The organism is Halosimplex amylolyticum, assembly GCF_051414035.1.
Lineage (GTDB): Archaea > Halobacteriota > Halobacteria > Halobacteriales > Haloarculaceae > Halosimplex > Halosimplex amylolyticum.
Map to the genome: position 1 here is coordinate 1,633,014 of NZ_JBLKNW010000001.1, position 26,763 is coordinate 1,659,776.

Sequence of the window (26,763 nt, forward strand, 5' to 3'; positions counted from 1 at the left end):
CGGCTTTTGGAAGCCGGCACAGTAGCCTCGCCGCATGAACCTGCTCGTGGTCGGCGCCGGCGAGATGGGGCGGTGGTTCGCCCGCACGCTCGCCGACGGGACGCCCGACCCCCCGGCCATCGCCTTCACCGACGCCGACCCGAGCGTCGCCCGCGACGCCGCCGACTCCTTCGAGGTGGTCTCGGCCCGAGCGGTCCCGACCGATACAGACGAGACCTTCGACGTGGTCGCGGTCGCCGTGCCGATACCGGCCGTCGAGTCGGCGGTCGAGCGCTACGCCGACCGCGCCGACCGCGCGCTCGTGGACGTGACCGGCGTCATGCGACGAGCGATCGACGCGATGGCGGCGGCGGGCCCGGACCTCGAACGGGTGAGCTTTCACCCGCTGTTCGCCGCCGCGAACGCCCCGGGGAACGTCGCGGTCGTCGCCGACGCGCCGGGACCGGTCACCGACGAGATCCGGGCGGCGCTCGCGGACGCCGGCAACGACTGCTTCGAGACGACCGCACGAGAGCACGATCGCGCGATGGAGACGGTGCAGGCCCGCGCCCACGCCGCCGTCCTCGCCTTCGGCCTCGCGGCCGAACCGGTCCCCGACGAGTTCCAGACGCCCGTCTCGGCCGTGCTGTTCGACGTGCTGGAGACGGTGACCGGCAACGACCCGGGCGTCTACGCCGACATCCAGGCCGTCTTCGACGGCGCGGAGAGCGTCGCCGACTCGGCCCGCGCGATCGCCGACGCCGACCGCGAACGCTTCGAGGAACTGTACCGACAAGCGGGCCAGGAAAGGGCGCCCGCGCTCGAAGATACGCGTGCATCCGACGGGGAGTCGTGATGAACGCCGAGCAACGCGAACAGGTGCGCTCGAACGCGAAGTACCTGCGAAAGGTCAGGCCGATCGACCCCGACGAGATCCACGAGTACGTCGACGGCCAGCCCCACCCGACGGCGGTGAAACAGGTGCTCCGCGAGTCCGCCGTCGCCCTCGGCCTCGTCGAGCGCGCCGACGGCACGTTCGAACCGGTCGACGAGGGGCCGCTCTCGACGGATTTCCACGGCGTGGAGGCGTTCCCCGTCGAGTACGGTCGCGTGCTGGAAGACATGCTCGTCGAGCGCTACGGCGCCGGCTGGCCCGACGGCGACTCCGGCGACCGACTGCGCGAGCGGATCCGCGCGATCAAGGACGACTACTACCACCAGCGCGACGTGGCCTACGACGCCGAGACCGCGCTCGCGTACGCCGTCTACCACTTGCCGGACTACTACGCCGTCGTCCAGTACGTCCTCGCGGAACTGGCCCGCGACGGGCTCGTGCCGAAGCGACTCCGCGTCCTCGACGTGGGCGCGGGCGTGGGCGGGCCCGCACTGGGGCTGCACGACCTGGTCCCGGAGGACGCGCTCGTGGACTACCACGCGGTCGAACCGAGCGACGCCGCGGACGTGCTGGAGGCGATGCTCGACGGATCGGGGAGGAACTTCCACGCGACGGTCCACCGCGAGACGGCCGAGTCGTTCGACCCCGGAGCGTGGGTCGGGGCGGAGACGAGCGAGGGAGCGAATGGGAACGGGGGCAGTGACGAGGACGAAGACGGAAGCCCGCCGACGGGATTCGACCTGATCCTCTTCTCGAACGTGCTGAGCGAACTCGACGACCCCGAATCGGTCGTCCGGCGGTACGCCGACGCGCTCGCCCCCGACGGCGCCGTCGTCGGACTGGCACCGGCGGACCGCAACACCGCGCTCGGTCTCCGCGAAGTCGAACGCGCGGTCGCCGACCGCGGACCGCTCGCGATCTACGGCCCGACGGTCCGGCTCTGGCCGGGCGTGACGCCCGCAGACGACTGCTGGTCGTTCGACGTGAAGCCCGACGTGGAGGTCCCGGCCTTCCAGCGCCGCCTCGACGAGGGCGAGCCGGGCGAATCGGGGCTCGACGGGCCCGAGCGCCGGGACGGCGAGTTCGTCAACGTCGACGTCCAGTACGCCTACACGTTCCTCCGGCGCGACGGTCGCCGGCGCGTGGACTTCACGCCGGACGACTCGCGCGTGGCGAGACTCGCCGACAGCGACGACCACGTCACCGACCGGCTGAACTACTACGCGGCGAAGCTCAGCCACGACCTCTCCGAGGGGGGCAACGACCTGTTCCGGATCGGCGACGGCAGCCAGCAGGTCGACCACTTCGCGGTCCTGACCGAGGAGTCCACGCTCAACGCCGACCTGCGCGCGGCCGACTACGGCGACGTGCTCTCGTTCGAGAACGTCCTCGTCCTCTGGAACGACGACGAGGAGGCGTACAACCTCGTCGTCGACGGCGAAACCGTGGTCGACCGGGTGCCGGTCTGACGGCGGGCCGATTCGGCAACTGATCGCCAGCGTCTCCCCGAGCGCAGGGCTTTTGCGACGCCCCTCCCCACGGAGTGTATGGACGAGCCGTCGATCCTCCTGACCAACGACGACGGGATCGAGAGCGCCGGCCTGCGCGCGCTCTACGACACGCTCACCGACGTCGGCGACGTGACGGTCGTCGCACCGGCGGTGGACCAGAGCGCCGTGGGACGGTCGCTCTCCCACGACGTGACCGTGCGCGAGCACGACCTCGGCTACGCCATCGAGGGGACGCCCGCGGACTGCACGGTCGCCGGCCTGGGGTCGCTCGCCCCCGACACGGACATCGTCGTCGCCGGCTGCAACCAGGGCGCGAACCTCGGGTCGTACGTCCTGGGCCGGTCGGGCACCGTCTCGGCCGCCGTCGAGGCAACGTTCTTCGACGTGCCCGCGATCTCCGTCTCGATGTACATCCCCGTCCGCGACGACGCGGCCTACGAGGACGTGCAGGTGGACCCCGAGAGCTACGCGGAAGCGGCGCGCGCGACGGAGTTTCTCGTCGAGCGCACGCCGGGGACGGGCGTGTTCGAGGACGCCGACTACCTCAACGTCAACGCGCCGGTCGCGGAGTGGGGACCCGCCGGAATGCAGGTCACCGTCCCGTCGGACGTCTACCAGATGACCGCGACTCGCGACGAGGGCGCGATACAGTTGCACGACCGCATCTGGGAACGGATGGCCGAGGGCGACATCCCCGACCCCGAGGGGAGCGACCGCCGGGCGGTCGTCGACGGCGACGTGAGCGTCTCGCCGCTGACGGCCCCCCACACCACCGAACACCACGAGGAACTCGACGCGCTGGCCGAGGCGTTCAGAGACGCCGCCTGACGGATCCACGCGGCGCCAGTCGCACGGTCGATCGTAACGTATACGTTCTCGACGAATGACATTCCGATCGAACCGCCCTCCAGCGGCCCCGACAATGAGACAGACCGCCGCCACCCTCGGCGTCGTCGCCCTCCTCCTGCTCGCCGGCTGCGGTAGCCTCCTCGGCGGACAGGACACGGCGACGCCGGCAGCGACCGACGCATCGACCGCGCAACCGACAGCGACGCCCGGCGACTCGACGGCCGACCCGGGGGATTCGACGGCGACGGGTACACCGACTGATTCGCCGACGCCAGCGGAGACGCCGACAGCCATCCCGACAGCGACGTCGACGCAGAACCCGACGCCGACACAGTCGCCGACGCCGACACGATCGCCGACACCGACCGCGACGCCCACCCCGACGCCGAATGCTCCTGAGGAGCCGGACGTCGCCGTCCGCGGCGGCAACCTCTCCGTCGACGAGGACGCCGTGTACGCCGACGTCCAGGAACTGCTCGGGACGGACGTGGAGCCACCGACGGTGTACGTCCGCGACGAGATGCCCGGACTCGAACGCTACAACGACCAGCTCGCGGCCGACCCGTTCTACGACGCGTTCGGGTACGGCTCCGAGTTCGTGAACACGAGCGTCTACCACGGCCAGGCCAGCCCCGACCGGATCGTCGTGATGCCGAAGAACGCCAGCGAACGGCAGGTCAAGACGCTGCTGGCCCACGAGTTCGTCCACTGGATGCAGTTCCACAGCGACGTGGCCGACACCAGCGGCTTCGGCGGGTTCGTCGACGACACCGACTCCCAGCAGGTCGCCGCGGGCCTCGTCGAGGGCGCCTCCGTCTACATCACCGACGCGTACGTCGAGCGGTACATGAACACCTCGTGGAACCAGACCCAGGAACTCCGCGAACAGTACGAGCGGGGCCCGGCCGGCCGGCGGCTGTTCCGCGCCCGGTACCTCTACGGTGCCCGGTACATCGCCTCGCACGTGGAGAGCCCGCGAAACGTCTCCTGGCTCTACGACCAGTCGACGCCGACCCCCGTGACCACCGAACAGCTGATCCACGGCTACACGCCAGCGGAGGAACCCGAACGGAACCTCTCCATCGCGGTGAACGCGAGCGATGACTGGGCGGACGTCTCGCGCCACTACGACACCCGGGGCGAGGTCGTCGTCCGGACGATGCTCCGCGCGGAACTGAATCGCTCGATCGCGTCGGCGGCCGCGGCGGGGTGGGGGAGCGACCACGTCGCCCACGTGCGCCACGCCGACAACCGGAGCCGACACGGGTTCGCCTGGGCGCTGCGATGGGACGACGCCGGCGAGGCCGACGAGTTCGCCGACGCGTTCGACCGCTGGCGGGCCGAGCGACCCGAGAGCGACGAGACGGCCTACCGCCTCGTCCGCGTCGACGCCCAGACGGTCACGGTCTTCGCCGGCGACCGTTCGTTCGTCGCGAACGCCACGGCGTCGGGCACCAACGGGAACGTGACCGTCGGGACGGTCGGCTGACCGCGGCGGGTCTCCGGCTCCTCCCGCTCCCGCCCGTCGCACAACACTCAAATTCTCGGTCCCCGAAGGCGGGCCATGGGAGAACACGCCGCCGTCGACCGGGTCGACGAGCCCGTCACGGTGTCGACGATGCTCGACGACCTCCGCGACCTCGGCGTCGCCGCCGGCGACACGCTGCTGGTCCACTCCTCGCTGAGCGCACTCGGCTGGGTCTGTGGCGACGCGCAGGCGGTCGTCGACGCGCTCCGGGAGGCGGTGACCGAGCGAGGCACGCTCGTCGTTCCGACGCACACCGGCCAGTACACGGACCCACAACTCTGGTCGAATCCGCCGGTCCCCGACGCCTGGGTCGAGACGATCCGGGACGCACGACCGCCGTTCCGGCCCGAGAGCACCCCCTCCAGGTCCGTGGGTTCGATCCCGGAGTGTTTTCGCGCCTACCCTGACGCCGTCAGGAGCCGCCACCCGACGTTCTCGTTCGCGGCGTGGGGCGCAGACGCCGAGGCGGTCGTCGCCGACCACCACTACGACTACGGGCTGGGCGAACACTCACCGCTCGCGCGCGTCTACGAACGCGACGGGAACGTCCTGATGCTCGGGACGGGCTACGACACGAACACGTCGCTCCACCTCGCCGAGTACCGCGCCGAATTCCCCAAGAACACGGTCAGGAACGATGCGCCGGTCGTCGAGGACGGCGAAGTGGTCCGCGTCGAGTACGACGACCTGGCGACCGACACCTCCGACTTCGCGGACGTCGGCACCGCCTTCGAGGCCGAACGAGGGGAGGCCTTCGAACGGGGAACGGTCGGCGACGCCGACGCGCGACTCGTCAGCCAGCCCGCGCTCGTCGACTTCGCCGCCGAGTGGTTCGACGCGAACCGCTGACCGCCCGCCACTCGCGCGGTCCGCACGACGTCCCCGCCGCTCGGGCCCTCGAATGCCGGCCGAGCACTGTTGAGGCCGCGCACCCATTCGCTCGCATGGAGGAACTCCTCTCGAAACTCGACAGCGGCCCGCACTCCGAGAAGGGGGACAACGGCCGCCTCGGTATCGTCGGAGGGAGCATCGAGTTCGCGGGCCCACCGGCGCTCGCCGGGCTCGCCGCGCTCAGAACGGGGTCGGACGTGGCGAAGGTCCTGACCTCGGAGGTCGCCATCGAGGTGGTCGCGGGCTTTTCCCCGAACCTCCTCACGAACCGGTTCACCGGCGACGTCCTCACCCCCGACTCCGTCGGCAAAGTGCTCACCGTCGCCGAGTGGAGCGACGCGCTCGTCGTCGGGCCCGGGCTCGAGACCCCCAACCCGGAGGCGATCAGGCAGGTCGTCGACGGGGTCGACGTTCCGACGGTGGTCGACGCGACAGCGATCGGACCGGCGCTGGGAGCCGATTTCGAGGGGATGGTCCTCACACCAGACGGCGCCGAGGTCGAGCGGATCGAGGACGAGCACGGCTCGCTCGACGAGTTCGTCCGGGCGACGGGCGCCGTCGTCGTCTCCAAAGGCGCCGAAGACGTGATCTTCGACGGCGACGACCGCTACGTCAACGACGAGGGCACTCCCGCGATGACCGTCGCCGGGACGGGCGATACGCTGGCCGGCGTCGTGGGGTCCCTGCTCGGCCAGGGCCTCGAACCCGTCGACGCCGCCCGGCTCGGCCCGTGGATAGTCGGTCGTGCGGGCGAACTCGCGGCCGACGAGTACGGTTCCGGAATGGTCGCGACGGACGTGATAGACCGCGTGCCCGCGGCCTTCGAGAGCGGCGGGTGACCGCATCCACCTGCGTACGGCGTCCGGTGCGAGTTTCGGCTCGAGCGAAGGAGTCAACTCCATGGCCTTTGAGCAACCCCGTATGAACGAGACCGTACTCGAGTTGCTCGACGGCAACGCCGAACACGCGGACGCGTTCGCCGACCGGTTCGACGACGTGCAGGACGCACAGCATCCCGCGGCGGTCACCGTCTGCTGTTCGGACTCGCGGGTCCTCCAGGACCACATCTGGGGCAACGACGAACCCGGCCGCGTGTTCACCGCGGGCAACATCGGCAACCGCGTCGTCCAGCGGACCGAGTCCGGCGAGGTCGTCTCGGGCGACGTGCTCTACCCCATCGCACACACGGGCACCGAGACGGCCGTCGTCGTCGGTCACACCGGCTGCGGCGCCGTGACGGCGACGTACCAGGCGCTGACGGACGACCTGTCCGAACCGCCGGGGATCGAGCACTGCCTCGCCCTCCTGAAACCACATCTCGAACCCGGCGTCGAGGCGCTACCCGACGGTCTCGACGAGGAGACGGCCGTCAACCGGCTCGTCGAGTACAACGTCGACAGACAGGTCGAGTCGCTGGTCGGCAGCGAAGACGTCCCGGAACGCGTCGACGTGGTCGGCGTCGTCTACGACTTCCAGGACGTGTACGGCGGCGACCGCGGCGAGGTCCACGTGATCAACGTCGACGGCGAACGGAGCGTCGACGCGCTCCGGGAGTCCCACCCCGAGGTCGAATCTCGTATCGACCGACTCTGGGAGTACTGACTCGATCGCGGCCCGTCCACGGAGCACCCCGTCGTTCTCCGTCTGCGGCGAGGGTCGACGCGGACCGCGGAAAACGCTCTACTGGCTGCCGCTCCAACGGCGAGTCGTGACCGATACCAAGTGCCGGCAGCGAGCCGTCGGTTCGCCGGAACGGGGGGCGAAATGACGGTCGCGTACGCCGTCGTCGGGATCCTGGTTCTCGTCGTAGTGACCGTCGACCTCCTGTGGACGACGCTCTGGGCCGACGGGGGAGCCGGTCCCCTCTCTTCCCGGCTCACGAGCGGCGTGTGGCGCGGGCTCCGGCGCGTCGGGAGCCAGGGCTCCCGGTCGCTCAGCGTCGCCGGCCCGCTGATCCTCTGTCTCTCGCTCGTGACGTGGGTCGGACTCCTCTGGGGAGGCTGGACGCTCGTCTTCGCGGGAGGCGACCCCGCTCTCGTCGACACCCGCGACAGCGGCCCGATCAGCTGGGCCGAGCGCAGCTACTTCGTCGCCTATACGGTGTTCACGATGGGGAACGGAGACTTCACCCCCACGGACGGCGTCTGGCAGGGCGCGACCTCGCTCACGACCGCGAGCGGGATGCTGTTCGTCACGATGGCCGTCTCCTACGTCCTCTCGGTGCTCGGCGCCGTCGTCGACAAGCGGACGTACGCCTCGAAGATCACCGGCCAGGGCGACCGGAGCGAGCGGTTCGTCCGCAGCGGGTGGGACGGTGAGGACTTCCGGAATCTCGACCTCCTCTTGAACACGCTCAGTTCCGACATCGACCGCCTCGCCAAACAGCACAAGGCGTATCCGATCCTCCACTACTATCACAGTGAGAACGCGGAGGATTCCTTCCCGATGGCCGTCGCCGTCTTCGACGAGGCGTTGACGATACTGCGGTACGGCGTCCCCGCGGACCGCGGACCGAACGCGGCACTGGTCAAGAGTGCACGCTCGAGCGTGGAGGGGTACGTCGACACGCTCGGCACTGCGTTCATCGAGCCCGCCGACGAGTCGCCGCCACCGCCCGACCTCGACCGCCTCCGCGACGCGGACGTCCCGACGGTCACCGACGAGGCGTTCGACGCCGCACTCGACGACATGGATGAGCGACGACGAATGCTCCTCGGCACCGTGACCGCCGACGCGTGGGACTGGCCGCCAGCGACCGACGACTGACGTGACCGCCCCGTCGGGTTTAGACGCGGACGGAGCTGGCAGAACGGAGTCGAACAGCCGTGACCGCGGCCGCCGTCCGGCCGAACCACGTCCAGACGAGGGCGCGTCGTCGGTGGTGAAGCCTCGTCGAACCTCGCCGTCGATGGGACATTGCTGCGACGACGGGACGGACAGGGTGCATCGGTCACGATGACGCCGGTCGCGACGCCGTCGATTCGGTCGTAGGTATTTATCCCGGTTCCGGACAGATGGACTACATGGTCTCGAAGGGAGGGAACTGGGGAGCCGGCCTACTCGTCGGAACCGCGTTCGGGGTAGCCATCGGGCTGTTTCTCGACGACCTGCTTCTCGGTATCGTCGTCGGTGCGGGGATCGTCGGTCCAATTTTGGGCTGGTTGATCGACTCACGATAGTGGCCAGCCGAGAGGCGAGTTAGCGCCCATCCCGGCGGAGTACCAGGATCTCTTCGAGAAACGGTCGTTCGCGTTCGTCCCAACGCTGCTACCCGACGGATCACCACACGTCGCACCACGCTGGGTCGATTCTGACGGCGAGCACGTCCTGGTGAACCCAATCAAGAACGATCGCAAAGACGAGAACGTCCGCAACGGCCCGCGCGTCACGCTGGCAATCGCGACCTGGAGACCCCGTATCGGTATCTCTCGGTTCGTGGCGAGGTCGTCGAACGCCGTGAAGACGGGGCCAGCGACCACCTGGATACGCTGGCCGAACGGACGGCCGCAGGGCAGGGACTTCCCGTTCTCGAACACTTGCTGGTCGCCGTTCCGCCCGGTGCGTTCAGTACCGGTACTGAGGAAGTGAGACCGTCGCGTCTACTACCAGACAGTAACAGGTTCCTCTCGAGCTCACTCGACCGAGCCGCGTTGGAAGCTATCTGCTCTCGCGCTGCTCGACCCTGTTCAGGTAGCTGAGATCCATAACGTAATCCGGTGCAATAAACCAATTCTGAAGTAGTCAGGGCGTCGAAAACAAGTTATTAGGGGCTTAGAATGGGGGAGCATATAAACAAACGAACGCCACCAATGATGAAGTATCATCGATATCTTACAGCCGGGAAGACACCGCTGAAGTAGTGGTGAATACACGGTGAGCACTTTACTATTTTCTCAGCCACCCATGGACTGTCTGGAGGTGAGTTTTATGAATTGGAGTGCGTATCGTTAGCATGGGTCAAACTCGATTCACTCCCGATCTCGAACTCGACCGGCTTTCCCCAGACGAGGCCTTCGCCGCTCTGGGGAACGAAATACGGCTAGACATCATCCGCGTGCTCTGGCGGGCAGGTGCCGCCCACGAATACGACGACGGCTCTGACGCCGTCGAGACGGTGTCGTACTCCGAGTTGCAATCCGAGATCGACATCGACGATAACGGGAAGTTCAACTACCACCTTTCGAAACTCTCTCCCCATTTCGTCCGACGAACTGACGACGGATACCGGCTGAGCAGTGCGGGTAAACAGATCGCCAGAACGGTGATAGCCGTTTCCGGAGCGGGAAGCCTCGAGTTCTCCCAGAAGCTCGATGAGGGCTGCCCGTTATGCGGGGCAGCTGTTGTAGTCACCTACGAGGATCAATGGCTCCGAGTCAGGTGTACTGAGTGCTACGGATTGTTCGGTGACCAGGCGCCGACTGGGACGCTCTTCCTCACGAGCTATCCAGCAGCGGGTCTGACGACCCGTGACTCCGAGCAAGCGCTCGCAACCGGACTCTATCGGTGTGGTCTGGACATAACCTATCTGATGTACGGTATCTGTCGTGAGTGTGCGGGCCAGATCTCGTCGTCGGTGACGGTCTGTGACGCGCACGAAGTGGAGGATGGTCAGCCCTGCGACACCTGTAGAACACCGTTTCCGGTCTGGGCAGAAATGAGGTGTCGCACCTGCGGGTTCGCCAAGCGCTTACCGGTCGAGATGTTTGCGACTGGTCTCGTCCTTGCGACCGAACTGACGGGCGATCCCGAGCTAGATCTCGACTCACCTGCGGTCGACGAGGCTATCGAACTGCTTCAGAACAACGTCGAGACGGACGTTTCGACGGAGCCCCTCCGCGTATCACTTCGTATCGAGGTCGAGACGACGGCGTTCACTCTCACGTTGGACGACGAGATGAATATCGTCGAGTTCGACCGAGAACCCTGGACTGACGCCGTTGTTTCGTGACCCGGATACGTCTCGTTCGCTCAGAGAAATATTATTCTCCTAACAAATAAACCCGATCCCGCCGATAGCATTAGCTGCTCGTCTCGGGCGGAATCCAGCAGATGGCGTCCGTCACCTGGAGCGCCCGGGGCGATATCGAGCGGCGGAACGGACGCTACAGGAGGTGACCACGGACCATGACAAGGAAATCAATGCCGAACAGCGAGGGTGTTGGCGAGGGCAACGCTACGACGACAGTAGATAGCGGCGAGCAGGACCGAATCCTCGATTGGGGCGGTTTCCCGGGTTACTGGGAGATCACGCGATCGACAGCGGATACGGACGGCGAACTGTTGGAAATGAGATTCGACATCGAAACCGTCCCCGAAGACGGGCCGTTCGTCCACACCCATCCACACGCCGAAGAGCGCTACGAAGTGGTTTCAGGTGTGCTGGAAGTGTACGTGGACGGGGAGTGGATGGACGTCTCGGCTGGTGAGGAACACACCGTCCCGCCAGGGACGCCGCATACGTTCAGGAACAAGACGCCCGTCGAGGTCATCAACGTCCACCAGCCCGCGCTACAGCACGAGGAGTTCTTTCGGAGGTTCCATCGGCTCGTCACCGAGCGGGGAGTGTCGTTGCCTCCGGAGGGATTCAACGACATCCTGCTGTTAGCGATGCTGACGACGGAACACGAGGAGGATATCTACGCGGTGAGCCCGCCGCATTGGGCCTTCAGGGCCCTGGCCGTCCTCGGACGTGTGTTGGGATACCGGCTGCCTGACTGACCGACACCGCAGAGAACACCAGTGACTTCCAGTAATACGATTCGAAATCGACAATGGCACGATCATCAGACCAACGAAAGGAGAAACCAGACGCGTCGAACAGTCAACCGATTTGCCGACGCAGAACCGTCCTCAGAGCGACCGGGCTCGGCGCGGCGCTCCCGATATTCGGAGACGTTGCTACGGCGAAAGAGAGTGCCTCGGAACCGCCAAACGAGCGGGATGAGGCCGATACTGCCCGTCCACCGACTATCCACCCCCACTTTGGCTATTCAGGGACGAGTGACGACGAGATTCCGAACAGGTTGGAGCCGGACGAGACGGTCGAACTCCACGTCGACGAGGACAAGATCGACGATTCGAATCTCCCAGCTCTAACGGTCGAGTTCGGTGCGTTCCACTTCGCTCCCGTTGGACTCCACGTGGATACGGGGGCGATAGTCGAATTCGATTTCAACACGCCGGAACACACGGCGACGGCGTACCACCCTGGTCAAGAGCGCCAGCAACGCGTCCCTGACGGCGTTCCGGCGTTCTCGTCGACGGTCAACGAGCACCACGGGTTCTGGCTCTATCGCTTCGAGGAGGAAGGCGTGTACGACCTGTTCTGTGCCCCGCACGAATGGGGTGGGATGGGCATGCGAATCGTCGTCGGAGACGATCCCGGCGATGTCGTGCGGGCTCCTGGTCGTCCACCGCTTCCGATGACCGGTGCACTCCTCGGGACGGGAGTAGACGGCGACATCGGTCATCCAGACATGGAACCGCAGAACATCGTCGACAACGGGCCGATCTCTGGGGACGACCTGGGTATCGATCTCGAGGTAACGATAACGGCCCCAAGTCCAACCTGATATCTCACCTATTTTGACTTCTGATTTCTGTAAACGAGTAGAACTGAGTGGAGGATACAGTTCCCGTTTGCTGTACGCGACTCCTGTCTGCTGAAAGATTTCTATGGTATCGATCGTCGATCGACGAACGAAAGAGCAACTGCCGGAAGAAGAATTAGTTGCCTGAACTACAGTAGAAGACTTGAAGGACCCGATTTCGATTACCGACTCTCGCGCTGTTCGACCTTGTTCAACTCGATGAGCAGGCGGAAGATGGCCTTGACGAGGTTGGAGTCGACGTCGAACTGCTCGGCGTTCTCGCCGGCGCGGTCCATGACGGCCTGTTCCTGGTCCTCGTCGGTCGTCGGCAGGTCGCGCTCGTCTTTGACCTGCGCGATGGTGTCGGCGACGTAGGTCCGCTGGGCGATCAACTCGACGATCTCGCGGTCGATCGTCCGGATCTCCTCGCGCAGTTCGTCCAGGCTCATCTCCTCGGCGTACTGGGTGGATTCGTCGTCGCTCATGTGATTCGTGTGCCCTCCGTTTGGGTCGTCGTCAGCCAGGTCCGCCCCTCCCGTTCGTCCCACTGCTCGCGCAGCGTCTCCAGCGCCTCCCGGTCGCCGACGGCGGTGAAACTCGGCCCCGTGCCGGACAGCGAGACGCCCTCGACGACGGGCATCGCCTCGACGACGGGGTCCGTCGGGAAGTCGAGCGCGGCGCAAAACGCCAGCCCGTTGACCGTCATCGCCCGCCCGAAGTCACCGTCGAGGGCGAGTTCAGCAACGAGGTCGGCCATCTGCGCGACCCGCTCGCAGCGGTCGACGTCGGCGTCCGCGGAGAAGGAGCGCTCCGGTGGCGTCCAGACCAACACCGCCCAGTCGCGCTCCTCGCGGGCGAGGAGTTCGTCGGCGGTGTTGTCGGTGACGGTGACGCCGCCGAGCATGCTCGCGCTGGCGTCGTCGAACGCGCCGGTGACCGTCACCCCGGCGTCGCGGGCGGCCTGCACGCCGATGCGGCAGGCGTCCTCGCGGGAGACGTCGTCGGCGGCGTCGAGCGCGTCGAGCGTCGCCAGCACGGTCGCGTTCGCGGCGGCGCTCGAACTCTTGAGGCCCGACGCCATCGGCACGTCGCTCTCGGTGCGGACGTGGCCGCCCTCGCCGTCGCCGAAGCGGTCGGTGACGGCGGCGACGCATCTCTCGATCAGTGCTGTGTCGGCGTCGGGGTCCTCTGCGACGCGACCGGTGACGGCGTCCGCCTCGGGGTCGAGTTCCACGGTCGCAGTCGTGTACTCGTCGATGGCGAACGCCGATCCCGTGCCGGTAGCGAGCGCGTTCAGCACCGTCCCCGCCGCGGGGGCGACTGCCTGTCCTTCCATCGTGCGTCTGTCTTCCCGGGCGGTATATACGTCTGTGGGATTCCCGTGAACGAAGAGAACGGGAAGTCGGCGAGGGAGCGGACAGACGTGAGCGGACTCGCCGGAAATCCGGCAAGCGACCGCACCGGACGCGGGCCACCCCGGACGACCGGCGTTCCGCTGGTAAGCGGGGAACGCGACGCTTTTGGGGCGCTGGCGGGAACTGTCGGGTATGAGCGCACGCAACGACGTGCCGCCGGACACGCTGGGGGTCGAACTGACCGAGGACGGCGTCGCCGTCGAGTACCACGACGGCCGCGAGGTCTTCTACCGCGGCGTGCCGACGGCGGTCGAGGACAGCGTCCGCGCCGGCCCGGGCAAGGACGTCCACGTGCTGGTCACCGACCAGACGGAGACCCAGGGCATCATGCTGTACATCAACGACCTGAACACGCACGACGACATCCTCGAAGAGACGGGCGTCGGTCGCGTCATGATCGACGACGGCGCGGAGGAGACGCTGTTCCAGGGAGTGAGCGCTCGCGCCGAGGCCCACCGCGTCGAAGTGGAGGCGGACCTGTCGGTGGTCGACGGGCGCGTGTTCGTCTTCGCCGAGGACGAGATGGGCGAGCGCAGTTACGAGATCGTCGAGAACGCGTAGTGGCCGCCTGGTTCGGTCAGTCTCCCTCCCCTCGGTCCGCCGGCCCCCTCACTGGATGTACGACGGTTCCTCGGCGTCGCAGTTCTCCTCGTGCTGTCGCGCGTCGGACTGGTCGTCGAACATCAACCCGCAGGCCTCGCACTTGTACCAGGTCATCTCGTCGCGCTCGGTAGTCACGACCATGGTAGGGTGTGCGTCGGCAACCGGTAAAGGCGTTTCTCCGGTCTGCCCGACGGTCGGTCGCGAGTTCGAAGTGACCACCGAGAGGTCTGTCGGAGCGTGTTCGGGCCTGCTGTGTTGGGCTGAATAGCGGTCGCTTATTCGGCACGTCCGGCGGTCCCGTTCGCCCCGGTACGGAATCTGCGAGGAGCGTCGCGAACGACGCGATGGCGGGGAGCGGAACGGCGCGTTTGAACTCGCATAGCATAGAGACGACCGGGGTGGTCGAAAAAATCGATCGAGCGTGAGGTTACGGCTTCGCTTCGAAGACCAGACTGGTCGGTGTCTCAGCTGCCCGGCGGAACTGAGTAAACCCGCCTTCGGTGACTACGTCGCGGGTGCGTTGCTCTCCCGCCTGGGCGCCGAGCCCGTAACCGACCTCCTGATCGAGCGAGTTCGGCGTACAGGCCACTGTCGAAATCGAATACGCGAGGCGGCCGAACGGTGTGAGGTTGTCTTCGACCCGGTCCTCGGCGTAGGGCTCGACGATCATCCACGTCCCGGCGTCCGAGAGGGTCTCCCGGACGTGGGCCGCCACCCCGACTGGATCGCCCATGTCGTGGAAGCAGTTGAACATCGTCACGAGGTCGTAGTCGGTCCCGTCGTACGCTGACGCGGTCGCCACCTCGAAGTCGACGCGGTCGGCGACACCCGTAGTTTCCGCCCGCTCGCGCGCCACCTCGACCGACTCCTGGTGGTAGTCGATGCCGACGAACGTCGAGTTGGGGTACGCCTCCGCCATGCGGATCGTCGGGGCGCCGTGCCCACAGCCGACGTCGGCGATCCGGCCGCCCGCTTTCAGCTTCTCGTCGACCCCATCGAGCGATTCGATCCAGTCGATCAGGTACGCCCCGTAAGACGGCCCGAAGAAGCGTTCCGTACCGTGAAATACGTCGTCGTCGTGTTCGTGCCAGCCGATGCCCTCCCCCGTCCGAAACGCTTCCCGGAGATCGGGTTCGATCTGGGCCGCCGATGCGACCAACTGGAACGCCCCCGGCATGAATACCGGACTCTCCTCGTTGGCCAACACGTACGCCTGTTCGGGGGTGAGATCGTATCGGTCGGTCTCGGTGTCGTAGGTCACGTATCCCCCGGCGGCCTGTGAACGCAGCCATTCGCGGACGTAGCGCTCTGCGGTGTCCGTTTCATCGGCCAGTTCGGCGGACGTGAGCGGCCCGGCGTCGTCGAGTGCCGCGTAGAGGCCGAGTTCGTCGCCGATGATGGCCAGCGAGGCGTGAACTGTCGCACCGAGGTCGACGAGCGACGTCTCCACTAGTTCGTTCAGTTTCTGTTCGTCGATCTGAGTCGAGTCAGCTCGGGTTTCTGTAGCCATGGATTTCCCCCAATGCGTGGTTGAATTTCGGCCGAGAGAGCGGTTGTCCCCTGACCAGTGATACCAGGCATCAATACTAGTACGAACGGGGTGGACGAAGCGTTACGTGCCAACAGATACCACCTTAACTCGTTGTGATAGAAGCGACATCAGCGATTGATAGAAGGAGACGTGCTGAATAGATTCTCTGTATTCAGCACGCCACTCTCGACAGGTGGATACGTCGCCGACTGGCGTGGTACCTCGTTCCGCTGCAGTGAGCGTTCGCGTGAACGGAGTGAGCGCGATTCGCCGCCAGGCGAAGCGCTGAGGAACCCGCGGTCGTTCGCGGTGCTCACTCGTGGGATCACCGGACGCGAACGCAGTGAGCGTCCGGCCTTTTTGGCTCGGGCGTCGCGAGCAGCGCGAGGGACCCCCGAGAGAAAAAAGTGGTTGAGGAAGCATAAAGAGCGTCGGCCCGATAGGACGGATATGGGAAGCGGCGACGTCATCGAGGTCTCCGTCGAGGGTGCGAACAAACGGGACGCCGGCCGCGGGATAGCGAGAGTCCCAGAGCGCGTCCGGTCGGAACTCGGGGTGCTGAGTGGCGACCCGCTCGTCATCCAGGGCGAGCGAGCGACGGTCGCGAAGGCCTGGCCGGAGAGCGGCGACGGCGCGTACATCCGCATCGACGCCGACACGCGCGCCAACGCCGGGGTGAACATCGGTGACACGGTCACCGTCGAACAGACCTCGGTCCGCGAGGCCGACAGCCTCACCGTCCGACTCGCGCAGACGGTCGGACTGGACGACAAACAGCAGGAGTCGGCCGTCCGACGGGCGCTGCTCGACCGGCCGCTCCGCGAGGGCGAGCAGGTCCACATCGACGGCGTCGGCGCGTTCGCCGTCTCGGGGACCGACCCCGCCGGTGCGGTGCGCGTCACCGACGAGACGGACATCACCGTGTTACCGCCGATTCGCGGTGAGACGACCGGGAGCGGCGGCGGCGGTACGGCGAGTCAGTCCAGCGGGACCGGAGCGGGCGCTGCCGGCACGAGCGGCGGCGCGGATGGATCCGCCGGGTCGGCGACGGCGGAGTCGGGGGCCGGATCGACGCCCGACGAGTCGGCCTCCCGGACGGGCGTCTCCTACGAGGACATCGGCGGCCTCGACGGCGAACTCGACCAGGTCCGGGAGATGATCGAACTCCCACTGTCCGAGCCCGACCTGTTCACTCGCCTCGGTATCTCGCCGCCGCGGGGCGTGTTGCTGCACGGGCCGCCCGGGACGGGGAAGACGCTCATCGCCCGGGCCGTCGCCAACGAGGTCGACGCGTACTTCGACGTGATCTCCGGGCCGGAGGTCGTCTCGAAGTACAAGGGCGAGAGCGAAGAGCGCCTGCGCGAGGCGTTCGCGCGCGCCGAGGAGAACGCCCCCGCCATCGTCTTCATCGACGAGATCGACGCGATCGCGGGCGAACGCGACGAGGACTCCGACATGGAGAACCGCGTCGTCGCGCAGTTGCTGACGCTGCTCGACGGCCTCGAAGCGCGCGGGCAGGTCATCGTCATCGGCGCCACGAACCGCGTCGACAGCATCGACCCCGCGCTCCGGCGGGGCGGGCGCTTCGACCGGGAGATCGAGATCGGCGTGCCCGACGAGACTGGCCGCCGCGAAATCCTGGACGTCCACACCCGCGGGATGCCGCTCGGCGACGACGTGGACCTCAACAGAGTCGCGTCGCGCACGCACGGGTTCGTCGGTGCCGACCTCCACACGCTGACCACGGAAGCGGCGATGCACGCGCTGCGGCGGACGCGGGACGACCCGCAGGTCACGCGCGAGGACTTCGAGGCGGCGATGCGGGCGGTCGAGCCCTCGGCGATGCGCGAGTACGTCGCCGAGTCGCCGACGGTCACCTTCGAGGACGTGGGCGGGCTGGCCGAGGCGAAGTCGACGCTCGAACAGGCCGTCGAGTGGCCGCTGGAGTACGGCCCGCTGTTCACGGCGACGAACACCGACCCGCCCTCGGGCGTGTTGCTCTACGGGCCGCCCGGTACGGGCAAGACGTTGCTGGCCCGCGCAGTCGCCGGCGAGAGCGGCGTCAACTTCATCCGCGTCGCGGGGCCGGAGCTGATGGATCGGTACGTCGGCGAGAGCGAGAAGGCGGTCCGCGAGGTGTTCGACCGCGCCCGACAGACCGCGCCGGCCATCGTCTTCTTCGACGAGATAGACGGCATCGCGGGCGGTCGGATGGACGGCAGCGAGGTGACCGAGCGAGTCGTCTCGCAACTCCTCACAGAGCTCGACACCGCCGCCGAGAACCCGAACATCGTCGTGATCGCGGCCACGAACCGCCGGGACATGCTCGACAGCGCGCTCTTGCGGCCGGGCCGGCTCGAACAGCACGTCGAGGTCCCGAACCCCGACGAGCACGGTCGGCGGGCGATCCTGGCGGTTCACACCGAGGGCAAACCACTCGCCGACGACGTGGACCTGGACGAACTCGCGGCCGAAACCGGGGGGCTCTCCGGTGCCCAGATCGAGTCGCTCGTCCGCGCGGCGTCGATGCGGGCCATCAGCGAGGTAGCTGCCGGCGTCGATCCGGACGAAGCCAACGAGCGGGCCGACGACGTCGTCATCGGGACGGACGACTTCGAGGCGGCGCTCGAACGGATCGAAGCCGCGTCGTAGCGAACGGAGGCGCCGACGCTCTCCGCTCGAAACCGCAAGCGTCCGATGGGATCGAACCACCCCGACGGGTGGCTTTTTCACGTCGCCGGTGCAATATTTACCGGAACAATGAGCGACCAGCAAGCGGATCCCTACCGGCACTACGTCGACGGCGAGTGGACGGCGGGCGAGAGCGAGGAGACGTTCGAGAGCCAGAATCCCGCGACAGGCGAGACCCTCGGCGAGTTCCACCGCGGGACGCCCGCGGACGTCGAGCTCGCGGTCTCCGCGGCCGAGGACGCCTACGACGAGTGGCGCGGGATGTCCTACATCGACAGGGCGGAGGTGCTCTGGGACGTCTACCACGAACTGCGGGACCGGACGGACGAACTGGGCGAGATCGTCACGCGGGAGTGCGGCAAGGAGATCAGCGAGGGCCGCGCCGACGTGGTGGAAGCGGCCCACATGGTCGAGTGGGCAGCGGGCAACGCGCGACACCCCCACGGGGACGTGGTCCCCTCGGAAATCGCCGCCAAGGATGCGTACATGCGCCGGAAACCCCGCGGCGTCGTCGGTTGTATCACGCCCTGGAACTTCCCGGTGGCCATCCCGTTCTGGCACATGGCCGTCGCGCTCGTCGAGGGAAACACCGTCGTCTGGAAGCCCGCCGAGCAGACGCCCTGGTGCGGCCATACCGTCGCCGAGATGATGGTCGACGCGGGCGTGCCCGACGGCGTGTTCAACGTCGTCCAGGGCTTCGGCGACGCCGGCAACGCCATCGTCGAGGACGAGCGCGTCAGCACCATCCTCTTCACCGGGTCCGCCGAGGTCGGCCACAAGATCGACGAGAAACTCGGCGGGGTCGCCGGCCGCGACGCCGCCCTGGAGATGGGTGGGAAGAACGCCATCGTGATCACCGAGAACGCCGACCTGGACATCGCACTGCACTCGGCGATCATGTCCTCGTTCAAGACCACGGGCCAGCGCTGCGTCTCCAGCGAGCGCCTCATCGTCCACGAGGAGGTCTACGACGAGTTCAAAGAGCAGTTCGTCGATCTCGCGGAGGACGTGGCTGTCGGCGACCCGCTCGACGAAGACACGTTCATGGGCCCGGTCGTAAACGACGCGCAGATCGAGAAGTTCCACCAGTACAACGACCTGGCCCGTCAGGAAGGCGCGAACGTTCTCGTCGACCGGGAGGAGCTCGACGACGAGGAGATCCCAGATGGTCACGAAGACAGCGCGGCTTCAGCCGCGGACAGTGAGCGAAGCGGCAGCTTCGAGAACGGCTACTGGGTCGGTCCGTTCGTCTACGAGGTCGAGTACGACCCCGACCTGCGCTGCATCCACGAGGAGGTCTTCGGCCCGCACGTCGCGCTCATCGAGTATTCCGGCGGCATCGAGCGCGCCGTCGAGATCCACAACGACACCCAGTACGGCCTCGCCGGCGCCGTCATCTCCGAGGACTACCGCGAGATCAACTACTACCGGGACGAGGCCGAGGTGGGCCTGGCCTACGGGAACCTGCCCTCCATCGGCGCCGAGGTCCAGCTCCCCTTCGGTGGCGTGAAGAAATCCGGCAAGGGCTCCCCGAGCGCCCGCGAGGTGATCGAGGCCGTCACCGAGCGGACCGCGTGGACGCTCAACAACTCGAAGGACATCCAGATGGCCCAGGGCCTCTCCGCCGACATCAAGACCGACGAGGACTGACCACCCCGTTTCTGCTGCCGATCGATCAGTCGTTCTGGCGCGCCTGTCGCGCGTCTCGTCGCGCGATGGCACCGTGCGAGGGATGAGTAGCGCAGGAGCGAAGTCGTTCGAAAGAGCGCTTTGCGCTCTTTCGTGATGAGCGTGGGACTCGGAGAGTCCCACGAACCTGCGAACGGGCGGCGAGGCCGCCCGTGAGCAGATGACGAGAGAGCTTTGCTCTCTCGGACCACGACGAGCAACGCAATCGGTTGGGGAGGCGTGTGGCTGTCCGCAGTGCTGTGCGGTGTGGTCGTGGTACGGTGCTGTCCCTGGCGGACTGAAAGGGCGAGGCGCGCGTGGCGGCTTCGCCGCCACGGAACGTGGAGGGCGGCTTCGCCGACCTCCCGGCTCGCGTCCAGTTTAGTCGTCTGAGCGGGCCACTATCCGCGCGAGTGCGGCGCGGTGCGGTTGTTCGAGCAACGCGAGACGTGAGCGAAGCGAACGTCTCGGATAGGTGAGCGGCGAAGCCGCGAACCAAGCGGATATCCCGGTCAGCGACCCCGAGTGCGAGGGCGACTAGTGAGGGACCGAAGGTCCCTCATACCGTGCGAACGGGCGGCTTCGCCGCCCGTGAGCAGACGAAGGGAGGCCTCGAATGCGAACGGGGAGCGGAGCGACCCGTGAGCGAGCGCACCGAGGGCTTTCGTCGCCAGTTGTCCACGGTGGTCAGGACTGTCTGTCGAGCGGCCGATTCGAACTCGGATACAACCCCCGTACGTACGGACGACGCTACTCGAACGCGGAAAGCGAGAGGAGACGGGCTGAGGACGAGGAGGCGGGCCGCGGACGGCCTGTCCGGACAGGCGCCGCGGCCGGGTCGACGTGGCCTGGCCGAGCGCGGTTGTAGTGCCGGGTACGACGTGAAAAGCGTCTCGCCGGCAAGTATCAGTTACGGGGCCATCGGTATAAACTTCGTGTCTGAGAGGCGGCGGTGAGAAGTGACCGAGAGGTGATACGAAACGCCGGTGACAGTGCCGAGTCCCAACGAAGCCCCGTCGCCGTCAGGCGTCGTCGGGTTCGTGGTCGGCTCCCTCGTCCTGACTAGTCGCCGACCCGTCGGAGGGCTCCGCGTCCTCCTCTGATTCGTCGGCAGACTGATCCGTCTCGGAGTCAGGCTCACCGGCCGGCTGAACGTCTTCGGTCACGTCCTCCCGCGACGGGAGCGCCGCTGAATCAGTGCGGTCGCCGACGACTGGGAGTCGAACGGAGCCACCGAACCGGCGACTGGCTCCGACGACGAGGAGGGCTGGCAAGCCGAGTCCCAGGGCCCACGGGAGCACGGCGACGCCCGCGATGAACGCGGTGCGGGCGAACCGGACGACGTTCGCGACTGAACTGAGGAACACGGCGACGGGCGACTGTTCGTGGAACGGCGTTCGTTCTCCCGTCGGAGGGGATTCGGGCTCGGGTTCCGGCTCACGCAACTCGACTCTGAGCGTCGAGAAAGCGACCTGGTCCCGGAGCGAGCGCTTCTTGGCTTCGAGGCGTTCGATCTCTCCCTGGACCGAGGAGAGCCGCTCCTGGACGTGTAGCAGTTCCTCGGTCGTGTTCGCCGATTCGTACAGCGAGCGGAGACGGTCGCGCTGGGCTCGCAGGTTCTCAAGCCGGGCGTTCAGGTCGACCAGCTGGTCGGTCACGTCCTTCGTGTTGGAGTCGGCCGACAGCACTGTCCCCTGGCCGCGCGAGGCGTCGAACATCGCCGTGAAGTTCGCCGAGGGGACGCGGACCTCGACGTACCCCGTCCGCCAGGTGTCGTTGTCGGTGCGGTGGAGCGTCGTATCGGACGACGACACGTAACCGCCGAGGTCGACCGCGCGGGACTCGACCGCCCCCTCGGCCGCGGAGTAGTTCTCGACCTCGACCGTCACCGAACCGGTCTTGATGAGCGCGCGGTCGACGCTGGCGGCCGCGCCTGCGTCGCCCCCAGCGTCGTCGGCACTGAACTGTTCGTTTGCTGGCTCGCCGCTGCCGTCGCCGCCACCGCCGCTTCCGCCATCGCCGCCGTCACTGCCGCCGCCGCCCGCACCGTCGCCCTGGTCAGCCTGGAGGTCGGCGGCGCCGTCGCCGCCGTCGTTCCCGCCCATTCCCGAACAGCCCGCCAGAACGACGAGCACGACGACGAGCAACGCTGATTTCCGAACCATACTGGGTCGATCCGCCGGCGCATGTAAATGGATACCGTGGGATCAAAGACGCGCTTGAGCTATCGACGTCGGTCGTCGAGCGCGGGGAAATCGTTCCGGACGTCGTCGACGCGGTCGCGGTCGACCTCGGCGGTCACGAGCGCGGACTCGTCGCCGGTGCTCGCGAGTGGCGTCCCCCAGGGGTCGTACACCGCAGAACGGCCCAGCAGGGTCGAGTCGTCGAACGTTCCGACGCCGTTCACCGCGCCGACGTAACAGAGGTTCTCGACGGCGCGAGTCCGCGGGAACAGCCGCCAGTGCTCGACGCGGGGGTACGGCCACGCGCTGGGGACGAGCACGAGCGTCGCGCCCGCGTCGGCGAGTTCGCGATACAGCGACGGGAACCGCAGGTCGTAGCAGGTCGTCATCCCGACGACGTGGTCGTCGAACGGGACGGTCGGCAGCGACTTCCCGGGAACCAGCAGTTCCTGTTCGGCCGAGCCGTACCCGAAGAGGTGGTGTTTCCGGTAGACGGCGCGGCGCTCGCCGTCGCGGTCCAGGAAGACCGAGGCGTTCGCGAACCCCTCGGACGCGGGCGTCTCCACGCCCGCCTCCTGGGAGGCCGCCAGGTCTTCGACGATGCTCCCGGCGAGGACGCCGACGCCGTGCTCGCGCGCGCTCTCGGCGAGCGCGGACACGGTCGGCCCCGTGACGCTCTCGGCACGGCGCTCGTAGAGGTCGAACGCGAAGTAGCCGACGTTGAATATCTCCGGGAGCGCGACGAGGTCCGCGCCGGCCGCGGCCGCGTCGGCGACCGCCGAGCGGGCGCGCTCGACGTTGTCTTCGACCGCTCCGGGCTCGATCCGGAGTTGCGCCAGCGCGAGTCTCACACTTCGACCTCGAGGTCGTCGACGAGGGCGGCTTCGAGGTTGTCGAGTTCGCCGTCGAGGTTCCGCTTGAAGAAGCGCTCGACGCCGGGCAGCGAGCCGTCGACGACGAACCGGTTCGTGACCCGCGTCCCCGTCTCGGTCTCCGTGAGTTCGTGCTCGCCGACGACGTTCATCACCTTCGAGCGGCCGACGAAGCGGACGTACTCGGGGGCGCGCCGCTCCTCGTCCTCGGTCTCGATGGCGATGGTACGGTCGACCACGGGGATCGGGAGGCGGAGGTGCCAGGTCGCGCTCCCGTCGTCGTGGACGGTGTAGTCGGAGACGACGCTGATCGCGCTGGCGCGTTTCCCGGGATCGGCGATGAACTCCCAGACGCGTTCGCGGTCGACCGGTAACTCGAACGACCGCTCCACCCGGACAGTCATGGCCCCACTTCGGACTGCGTCACCTAAAAAGCCAGTTAACTGAGCGTGACACGCCACGTCGTCGACCGCGCGCGTCCCCACTTTTCGATCTCGACTTCGTCGGACTCCTCGTCGAGTTTCGGCAATCGCGCACCGACCTGCTTGGAGGAGAGGCCGATGTGGTCCGCGATGTTCTTGGCTCTGAAATAACTCTGCCCGCGCGAGACGCTGTCGCGCAGGTAATCCAGAATCTCTCTGTCCTCCTCGCCGAGTTCGCTCATGGCTGCGCGTAGGTCTCGAACGCCCTTAACAATTCCTTACGCGTTCCGATGGCCGTAGAGGTGGATGCCCGCGATGGAGAGCACGCCGGCGGTCATCGCCAGTGCGAAACTCCACCCCGCGACGATCTGGTCGTGGTACGCCACCAGCATCCCGACGGCGCCGACGACCGCGAGGACTGCGAACGACAGTCCCAGCCCGATGCTCATGTCAGACCCAGCGGCTGCCTCAGTCATACGCGAGTATTCCGTCACTCAGTACTTAATTCACCGGGATCCGGACGGGCCCCGAGAGATCGACGTCACGGATCCGGTCCGCGCCGGTCCGGACCGACGGCTCGATCTCAGTCGTCGGTCGAGTCGGACTGGATCGTCGTGTGCTCGGACTCCTCGTTGAGCGCGAGGTTCGTCGCGATCTCCGCGTTGCGGACCGCGTACTGGGCGGTCTGCTGGAGGCTCACGAGCACTTCGCGGACCTGGAGGACGTCCTCGTTGGACATCTCGTCGAGGTCCGACAGGATCTCGGCCTCGCGGTCGCCCACCTCGGCGAACATCTCGCGGACCTCGATGGCGATGTCGTAGTCGCGCTCGACGGCCGCCTCGACGGCTCGCTCGGTGATCTCGTTGACCTGGTCGGTGAACTCCCGGATGCGCCGCATCGTCGACGAGTCGACGTTCAGCGAGTGACCGTCGGTCTCCAGGGCGATCTCCGCGATGTCCTCGGCGTTGTCGGCGGTGAGTTCCAGGTTCTTCGCGATCGAGCGGTAGCCGATGAGCGGGAACCCGTCGTTCAGGCCGACGGCGCGCGCGAGGTTCGGGTTCTGGTAGGAGGTGAAGATCAGTCGCAGGAGCAGGACGAAGATCTTGTTGGCCTGTCGCTCCCGGTTCAGGGCCCGCTGGGCGAGGTCCGGGTTGCCGTGGGCGAGCGCTTTGACGGCCTCGTTCCGCATCGTCGAGCCCGTGCTCTCCAGCCGTTCGAGCAGGTTGTCGAGCGTGAAGTCCTCGGGGTCGACCGAGCAGCGGATGGCGATGCGCTCGGGCGTCTCCTCGACGACGCCGAGGCCCATCAACTGGGTCTCGGCGTTGTAGACGGCGTTGATGTGCGAACTCTCCAGGGTACCGTTCTCGCCGGCGTCGACGTGGATGATGCGCCGGCCGAGCACGTACTGCGAGAGGATGGCACGCTCCAGCGCGTCGGCGTTGAGGTTCTCGGCGTGGATGATAGCCTCGGACTCCTCGCCCTGGACCGACTCGGGCATGACGGTGAGCGTGCCCTTGCCGCCCATCCGCAGCGAGACCTCGTCGCCCTTCTCGACGTTGTGCTCTTTGGCCCACTTCGCAGGCAAGGTCATCGCCAGCGTCGACGGACCCAGCCGCTGGACTTTCCGTGTTTCCATACCCTTCCTTATCTTCTCGTGACCTTAATTGTATCCATACACGGTATAATATGCCGTCGAATACTATTACACTTCTTGGACGTGCGTCCAGAATTTCCCGCCCCTCCCGCTGACGGAGTGACACACTCGCGGCTGTGCGGTCCGACGATCGGCGAAGAACGCGGTCGGGTCTCGGTGCGGTCACTCGATCTTGACGAGTCGTCGCTCGTATCGGCCCACCCGGACGCGGTGCCAGCCGCGGAGATTCTCGTCGAGGTCGGGATCTCCCGTGTCGACGCGGAGGACGTCTAGCCCGTCAAGTTTCGCACGGGTCGCGACGATCTCGACCTCTGACCGGCGGATCACGGCGGGGGAGATCTGCTGGTTGCCGCGGCCGAAGACGAAGCCCTGCCCGCCGATGGGCGAGACGACGACCACGTTCCGGTCGCCCAGTGCCGATTCGATGGCGGACGCCCCGCCGTCGCGGACGATCACCTCGCCGTCCCGGTAGACGTCGACGCCGAGCGGCGTCCCCTCGAAGCCGAGGTTCGCCTTGATCGCGCCCACGGTCCCGCCCGGGCCGAGGACGTAGGTCACGCCGGACTGGACCTCCTCTGCGACGCCCTCGGCGAGCGTCTCGACGGTCCCGCCGCCGGTCTGCTTGCTCGCCTGGCGCTCTTCGGCGACCGGCGTCTTCGCGATGGCTCGCAACTCCGTCGACACTTCCTGGGCGCGATAGGCGTCCTCGTCCACGTCGTTGACCTCGCCGGTCTCCACGTCCGTGAACGTCGCCGCGACGATCCCCGCCTCGCGCGGGCGCACCGCGAACACGGAGGAGTAGATCTTCACGCCCGCCGGCACGCCGAGGATCGGGATCTCGCTGTCGAAGTCGTCCAGCGTCTCGGCCACGTCCACCGCCGTGCCGTCGCCGCCGACGAACAGGATCAGGTCCACGTCGCGGTCGACGAACGCCCGGACCGCCGCGCGCGTGTCAGCGGCGCTGGTCTCGGCCGCGCGCGCTTCAGCCGCCGTGGTCTCCCCTGTCCCCGATCGCTCGCCCTCCGGTTCACCGACGACGACGGGGTCGAACCCCGCGTCGCGGGCGGCGTCTTCGCCCATGACGCCGCCGTAGACGAGGAGTTCCACGTCCGGGTCGGCCTCGGCCAGCGCGTCCAGTGCCGCCCGGGCCCGCTCGGGGGCGTGCGGCTCGGCGCCGCGGTCGCGCGCCTCGTCGACTTTCCCGTCGGTCCCCTTCAGCCCGACGCGCCCGCCCATGCCGGCGATCGGGTTCACGACAACGCCGATCCGTCGCATTGGCCGCGATAGGGGTGGACCGGTCAAAAGCGACCCGCATCGGCCCGTCGCGTCGGCGGTCGCGGCGGAAATCGGGCGGTTTTACATCGGACGGCGCGAAACCCTCGGCCATGTACATCCCACTGCAGGAAGGCGTGCAGACCGGGCTCATCAACGTCGCGGGGTACGTGATACTGCTCGGCGGACTGGCCCTGGCGGCGATCTGG

General features: G+C 67.2%; 27 protein-coding genes. 16 read left to right on the plus strand and 11 right to left on the minus strand.

The genetic code is table 11. The annotated features are described in order from the left end of the window. The first annotated feature begins 34 nt into the window (after positions 1-34). The 13 genes from ACMGFE_RS07675 to ACMGFE_RS07735 all read left to right on the plus strand — a co-directional run bounded on the left by ACMGFE_RS07675 (position 35) and on the right by ACMGFE_RS07735 (position 12,225). Positions 35-835 (plus strand): prephenate dehydrogenase/arogenate dehydrogenase family protein, encoded by an 801-nt coding sequence (locus ACMGFE_RS07675; RefSeq protein ID WP_436924508.1) that lies wholly within the window; start codon positions 35-37, stop codon positions 833-835. Continuing rightward, the gene (locus tag ACMGFE_RS07680; RefSeq protein ID WP_436924509.1) at positions 835-2,343 is read left to right on the plus strand and encodes a small ribosomal subunit Rsm22 family protein; all 1,509 of its coding nucleotides are present in this window, start codon (positions 835-837) and stop codon (positions 2,341-2,343) included. Before ACMGFE_RS07675 ends, ACMGFE_RS07680 begins: the two co-directional genes overlap by 1 nt. A gap of 78 nt (positions 2,344-2,421) precedes the next feature. After that, complete coding sequence (surE, locus tag ACMGFE_RS07685) at positions 2,422-3,213, plus strand: 5'/3'-nucleotidase SurE (protein ID WP_436924510.1); 792 nt, start codon at positions 2,422-2,424, stop codon at positions 3,211-3,213. Between the two features lie 94 nt (positions 3,214-3,307). Continuing rightward, positions 3,308-4,723 (plus strand): hypothetical protein, encoded by a 1,416-nt coding sequence (locus ACMGFE_RS07690; RefSeq protein ID WP_436924511.1) that lies wholly within the window; start codon positions 3,308-3,310, stop codon positions 4,721-4,723. A gap of 75 nt (positions 4,724-4,798) precedes the next feature. Further along, complete coding sequence (locus tag ACMGFE_RS07695; RefSeq protein WP_436924513.1) at positions 4,799-5,611, plus strand: AAC(3) family N-acetyltransferase; 813 nt, start codon at positions 4,799-4,801, stop codon at positions 5,609-5,611. Between the two features lie 95 nt (positions 5,612-5,706). After that, a complete protein-coding gene (locus tag ACMGFE_RS07700) occupies positions 5,707-6,492 on the plus strand; it encodes an NAD(P)H-hydrate dehydratase (RefSeq protein ID WP_436924514.1) in 786 nt (261 codons plus the stop codon). An 82-nt stretch (positions 6,493-6,574) separates the two neighbouring features. Continuing rightward, positions 6,575-7,255 carry a carbonic anhydrase gene (locus ACMGFE_RS07705; RefSeq protein ID WP_436924515.1) on the plus strand — a complete coding sequence of 227 codons (681 nt, stop codon included), beginning with the start codon at positions 6,575-6,577 and terminating at the stop codon, positions 7,253-7,255. A gap of 162 nt (positions 7,256-7,417) precedes the next feature. Further along, positions 7,418-8,419 carry an ion channel gene (locus ACMGFE_RS07710; protein ID WP_436924516.1) on the plus strand — a complete coding sequence of 334 codons (1,002 nt, stop codon included), beginning with the start codon at positions 7,418-7,420 and terminating at the stop codon, positions 8,417-8,419. 248 nt (positions 8,420-8,667) lie between these two features. Next, positions 8,668-8,832 (plus strand): hypothetical protein, encoded by a 165-nt coding sequence (locus ACMGFE_RS07715; RefSeq protein ID WP_436924517.1) that lies wholly within the window; start codon positions 8,668-8,670, stop codon positions 8,830-8,832. A gap of 28 nt (positions 8,833-8,860) precedes the next feature. Continuing rightward, complete coding sequence (locus ACMGFE_RS07720; protein WP_436925161.1) at positions 8,861-9,241, plus strand: pyridoxamine 5'-phosphate oxidase family protein; 381 nt, start codon at positions 8,861-8,863, stop codon at positions 9,239-9,241. A 364-nt stretch (positions 9,242-9,605) separates the two neighbouring features. Further along, positions 9,606-10,601, plus strand: a complete 996-nt coding sequence (locus tag ACMGFE_RS07725; RefSeq protein ID WP_436924518.1) for a DUF7351 domain-containing protein — start codon at positions 9,606-9,608, stop codon at positions 10,599-10,601. Positions 10,602-10,777: 176 nt separating this feature from the next. Beyond that, positions 10,778-11,371: a cupin domain-containing protein gene (locus ACMGFE_RS07730; RefSeq protein WP_436924519.1), complete on the plus strand. Its 594-nt coding sequence runs from the start codon at positions 10,778-10,780 to the stop codon at positions 11,369-11,371. Between the two features lie 53 nt (positions 11,372-11,424). Next, a complete protein-coding gene (locus tag ACMGFE_RS07735) occupies positions 11,425-12,225 on the plus strand; it encodes a cupredoxin domain-containing protein (protein ID WP_436924520.1) in 801 nt (266 codons plus the stop codon). A 200-nt stretch (positions 12,226-12,425) separates the two neighbouring features. Here ACMGFE_RS07735 and ACMGFE_RS07740 read toward each other — a convergent pair whose 3' ends face one another. Next, complete coding sequence (locus tag ACMGFE_RS07740) at positions 12,426-12,728, minus strand: chorismate mutase (RefSeq protein WP_382260925.1); 303 nt, start codon at positions 12,726-12,728, stop codon at positions 12,426-12,428. After that, entirely contained in the window at positions 12,725-13,579 is an 855-nt protein-coding gene (locus ACMGFE_RS07745) for a shikimate kinase (RefSeq protein ID WP_436924521.1), read from the minus strand. The genes ACMGFE_RS07740 and ACMGFE_RS07745 overlap by 4 nt, the downstream gene beginning before the upstream one ends. A 211-nt stretch (positions 13,580-13,790) precedes the next feature. Here ACMGFE_RS07745 and ACMGFE_RS07750 point away from each other — a divergent pair, with 211 nt between their 5' ends. After that, entirely contained in the window at positions 13,791-14,219 is a 429-nt protein-coding gene (locus ACMGFE_RS07750) for a DUF5796 family protein (protein WP_436924522.1), read from the plus strand. Positions 14,220-14,267: 48 nt separating this feature from the next. Here ACMGFE_RS07750 and ACMGFE_RS07755 read toward each other — a convergent pair whose 3' ends face one another. Beyond that, a complete protein-coding gene (locus tag ACMGFE_RS07755) occupies positions 14,268-14,402 on the minus strand; it encodes a DUF7128 family protein (protein WP_268895806.1) in 135 nt (44 codons plus the stop codon). A 286-nt stretch (positions 14,403-14,688) separates the two neighbouring features. After that, positions 14,689-15,771: a class I SAM-dependent methyltransferase gene (locus ACMGFE_RS07760; RefSeq protein ID WP_436924523.1), complete on the minus strand. Its 1,083-nt coding sequence runs from the start codon at positions 15,769-15,771 to the stop codon at positions 14,689-14,691. Between the two features lie 471 nt (positions 15,772-16,242). Here ACMGFE_RS07760 and ACMGFE_RS07765 point away from each other — a divergent pair, with 471 nt between their 5' ends. Continuing rightward, entirely contained in the window at positions 16,243-18,444 is a 2,202-nt protein-coding gene (locus ACMGFE_RS07765) for an AAA family ATPase (protein ID WP_436924525.1), read from the plus strand. Between the two features lie 108 nt (positions 18,445-18,552). Further along, complete coding sequence (locus ACMGFE_RS07770) at positions 18,553-20,133, plus strand: aldehyde dehydrogenase family protein (RefSeq protein WP_436924527.1); 1,581 nt, start codon at positions 18,553-18,555, stop codon at positions 20,131-20,133. Between the two features lie 1,040 nt (positions 20,134-21,173). Here the strand turns inward: ACMGFE_RS07770 and ACMGFE_RS07775 are convergent. The 7 genes from ACMGFE_RS07775 to ACMGFE_RS07805 all read right to left on the minus strand — a co-directional run bounded on the left by ACMGFE_RS07775 (position 21,174) and on the right by ACMGFE_RS07805 (position 26,557). After that, positions 21,174-22,316 carry a DUF4349 domain-containing protein gene (locus tag ACMGFE_RS07775; RefSeq protein WP_436924528.1) on the minus strand — a complete coding sequence of 381 codons (1,143 nt, stop codon included), beginning with the start codon at positions 22,314-22,316 and terminating at the stop codon, positions 21,174-21,176. 59 nt (positions 22,317-22,375) lie between these two features. Then, positions 22,376-23,185 carry a nitrilase-related carbon-nitrogen hydrolase gene (locus ACMGFE_RS07780; protein WP_436924530.1) on the minus strand — a complete coding sequence of 270 codons (810 nt, stop codon included), beginning with the start codon at positions 23,183-23,185 and terminating at the stop codon, positions 22,376-22,378. Then, complete coding sequence (locus ACMGFE_RS07785) at positions 23,182-23,610, minus strand: SRPBCC family protein (protein ID WP_436924531.1); 429 nt, start codon at positions 23,608-23,610, stop codon at positions 23,182-23,184. Before ACMGFE_RS07785 ends, ACMGFE_RS07780 begins: the two co-directional genes overlap by 4 nt. Positions 23,611-23,645: 35 nt before the next feature. After that, positions 23,646-23,870 (minus strand): DUF7123 family protein, encoded by a 225-nt coding sequence (locus tag ACMGFE_RS07790; protein ID WP_274323849.1) that lies wholly within the window; start codon positions 23,868-23,870, stop codon positions 23,646-23,648. 36 nt (positions 23,871-23,906) lie between these two features. Next, complete coding sequence (locus tag ACMGFE_RS07795) at positions 23,907-24,104, minus strand: DUF7525 family protein (protein WP_436924532.1); 198 nt, start codon at positions 24,102-24,104, stop codon at positions 23,907-23,909. A gap of 107 nt (positions 24,105-24,211) precedes the next feature. Beyond that, a complete protein-coding gene (locus ACMGFE_RS07800; RefSeq protein ID WP_436924533.1) occupies positions 24,212-25,264 on the minus strand; it encodes a PhoU domain-containing protein in 1,053 nt (350 codons plus the stop codon). Between the two features lie 180 nt (positions 25,265-25,444). Further along, positions 25,445-26,557, minus strand: coding sequence for an ATP-NAD kinase family protein (locus tag ACMGFE_RS07805; RefSeq protein ID WP_436924534.1), 1,113 nt, complete (start codon positions 26,555-26,557; stop codon positions 25,445-25,447). Positions 26,558-26,763: the final 206 nt, after the last annotated feature.

Coding starts and splice junctions, on each gene's coding strand:
- ACMGFE_RS07730 (WP_436924519.1), top strand. CDS start 10,778: ATGACAAGGAAATCAATGCCGAACAGCGAGGGTGTTGGCGAGGGCAAC.
- ACMGFE_RS07700 (WP_436924514.1), top strand. CDS start 5,707: ATGGAGGAACTCCTCTCGAAACTCGACAGCGGCCCGCACTCCGAGAAG.
- ACMGFE_RS07790 (WP_274323849.1), bottom strand. CDS start 23,870: ATGAGCGAACTCGGCGAGGAGGACAGAGAGATTCTGGATTACCTGCGC.
- ACMGFE_RS07740 (WP_382260925.1), bottom strand. CDS start 12,728: ATGAGCGACGACGAATCCACCCAGTACGCCGAGGAGATGAGCCTGGAC.
- ACMGFE_RS07745 (WP_436924521.1), bottom strand. CDS start 13,579: ATGGAAGGACAGGCAGTCGCCCCCGCGGCGGGGACGGTGCTGAACGCG.
- ACMGFE_RS07715 (WP_436924517.1), top strand. CDS start 8,668: ATGGACTACATGGTCTCGAAGGGAGGGAACTGGGGAGCCGGCCTACTC.
- ACMGFE_RS07775 (WP_436924528.1), bottom strand. CDS start 22,316: ATGGTTCGGAAATCAGCGTTGCTCGTCGTCGTGCTCGTCGTTCTGGCG.
- ACMGFE_RS07765 (WP_436924525.1), top strand. CDS start 16,243: ATGGGAAGCGGCGACGTCATCGAGGTCTCCGTCGAGGGTGCGAACAAA.
- ACMGFE_RS07785 (WP_436924531.1), bottom strand. CDS start 23,610: ATGACTGTCCGGGTGGAGCGGTCGTTCGAGTTACCGGTCGACCGCGAA.
- ACMGFE_RS07725 (WP_436924518.1), top strand. CDS start 9,606: ATGGGTCAAACTCGATTCACTCCCGATCTCGAACTCGACCGGCTTTCC.
- ACMGFE_RS07680 (WP_436924509.1), top strand. CDS start 835: ATGAACGCCGAGCAACGCGAACAGGTGCGCTCGAACGCGAAGTACCTG.
- ACMGFE_RS07675 (WP_436924508.1), top strand. CDS start 35: ATGAACCTGCTCGTGGTCGGCGCCGGCGAGATGGGGCGGTGGTTCGCC.
- ACMGFE_RS07710 (WP_436924516.1), top strand. CDS start 7,418: ATGACGGTCGCGTACGCCGTCGTCGGGATCCTGGTTCTCGTCGTAGTG.
- ACMGFE_RS07755 (WP_268895806.1), bottom strand. CDS start 14,402: ATGGTCGTGACTACCGAGCGCGACGAGATGACCTGGTACAAGTGCGAG.
- ACMGFE_RS07690 (WP_436924511.1), top strand. CDS start 3,308: ATGAGACAGACCGCCGCCACCCTCGGCGTCGTCGCCCTCCTCCTGCTC.
- ACMGFE_RS07750 (WP_436924522.1), top strand. CDS start 13,791: ATGAGCGCACGCAACGACGTGCCGCCGGACACGCTGGGGGTCGAACTG.
- ACMGFE_RS07770 (WP_436924527.1), top strand. CDS start 18,553: ATGAGCGACCAGCAAGCGGATCCCTACCGGCACTACGTCGACGGCGAG.
- ACMGFE_RS07795 (WP_436924532.1), bottom strand. CDS start 24,104: ATGACTGAGGCAGCCGCTGGGTCTGACATGAGCATCGGGCTGGGACTG.
- ACMGFE_RS07735 (WP_436924520.1), top strand. CDS start 11,425: ATGGCACGATCATCAGACCAACGAAAGGAGAAACCAGACGCGTCGAAC.
- ACMGFE_RS07760 (WP_436924523.1), bottom strand. CDS start 15,771: ATGGCTACAGAAACCCGAGCTGACTCGACTCAGATCGACGAACAGAAA.
- ACMGFE_RS07805 (WP_436924534.1), bottom strand. CDS start 26,557: ATGCGACGGATCGGCGTTGTCGTGAACCCGATCGCCGGCATGGGCGGG.
- surE (WP_436924510.1), top strand. CDS start 2,422: ATGGACGAGCCGTCGATCCTCCTGACCAACGACGACGGGATCGAGAGC.
- ACMGFE_RS07695 (WP_436924513.1), top strand. CDS start 4,799: ATGGGAGAACACGCCGCCGTCGACCGGGTCGACGAGCCCGTCACGGTG.
- ACMGFE_RS07800 (WP_436924533.1), bottom strand. CDS start 25,264: ATGGAAACACGGAAAGTCCAGCGGCTGGGTCCGTCGACGCTGGCGATG.
- ACMGFE_RS07705 (WP_436924515.1), top strand. CDS start 6,575: ATGAACGAGACCGTACTCGAGTTGCTCGACGGCAACGCCGAACACGCG.